Consider the following 1,048-nt stretch of genomic DNA (forward strand, 5'->3'; position numbering starts at 1 on the left):
CGCTCGCCGGCCGCGGTGTCGCGCACGGCGAGGGTCACCTCGGCGCCGGCGCCGGCGAGTGCCCGCGCGGTCTCCACGCCGATACCGGAGGCGCCGCCGGTGACGATGACCCGCCGGCCGGTGAGGTCGATGCCGTCGATGACCTCGGCGGCCGTCGACTCCGCGCCGAACGGGGTGGTGATCGGGGCGATCATGAACGTCCCCTGTCGGTAGAATGAATCGGAGGTTCCTCCGCTTGCCGTCCCAGGCTAACCGGAGGTTCCTCCGTATCATTCCCGGGAGGTGGGATGGCGAGCGAACGCCCGCTGCGCGCCGACGCCCGCCGCAACCGCGAACGGCTCCTGTCCGTCGCGGTCCAGGCGCTCTCACGTGAGGGGGCGGCTGTCTCGCTCGAGGCGATCGCGAGGCAGGCCGGCGTCGGCATCGGCACGCTCTACCGGCATTTCCCCACCCGTGAGGCCCTCATCGACGCCGCCTACCAGGGCGAACTCGACCGGCTCTGCGACCGCGTCGAGGACCTGCTCGCCGCCGCCCCCGCGCAGCGGGCGCTGCGCGCGTGGATGAGCCACTTCGTCGACTACATGGGCACCAAGCGCGGCATGGGCGACGCGCTGCGCGCGCTCATCGCCTCCGGCGGCGACCCGTTCGCCCGCAGCCGCGACCGGCTGACCGGCGCCGTCGCCACCCTGCTCGGCGCCGGTCGCGCCGACGGGACCCTGCGCGCGGACGTCGCCCCCGACGACGTGCTGGTCAGCCTCTCCGGGGTCTCGCTGGCCACCGCCGAGCGCCGCGACCGAGACCAGGTCGACCGCCTGCTCGACCTGCTCATGGACGGCCTGCGCCCCCGCTGACCCGGCCGTCCCCGGGAGATCCGATCGGGGCGCCTCGTTGCCGGGAGGTGCGGGACGCTCGTCGGGTCCCGGGCGACTGCTGCACGAGGACGAGCGGGCCCTCGGCCGCGACCGGACCCGCCAGCGTCCGCCCGGGGTCGACCGACTGGTCGACCTGCTCAGGGCCGGTCTGCGCGCCCGCTGGCCCCGGCCTGTGG

General features: G+C 75.3%; 2 protein-coding genes. One reads left to right on the top strand and one right to left on the bottom strand.

Annotated elements, in window-relative coordinates; all coding sequences use genetic code 11:
• Positions 1–194, bottom strand: a 194-nt coding sequence (locus MXD58_RS25390; RefSeq protein ID WP_250610184.1) for an SDR family NAD(P)-dependent oxidoreductase, incomplete at its 3' end; no start/stop codon positions are given.
• Positions 195–287: 93 nt separating this feature from the next.
• On the opposite strand from MXD58_RS25390, the gene MXD58_RS25395 reads away from it, so the two are divergent.
• Complete coding sequence (locus tag MXD58_RS25395) at positions 288–851, top strand: TetR/AcrR family transcriptional regulator (RefSeq protein ID WP_248837089.1); 564 nt, start codon at positions 288–290, stop codon at positions 849–851.
• Positions 852–1,048 lie beyond the last annotated feature (197 nt).

The sequence above is a fragment of the Frankia sp. AgKG'84/4 genome, from assembly GCF_023242965.2.
Classification (GTDB): domain Bacteria; phylum Actinomycetota; class Actinomycetes; order Frankiales; family Frankiaceae; genus Frankia.

What these genes read in the sequence shown, in the direction of transcription:
- MXD58_RS25395 (WP_248837089.1), top strand. Translation starts at nt 288, where the DNA reads ATGGCGAGCGAACGCCCGCTGCGCGCCGACGCCCGCCGCAACCGCGAA.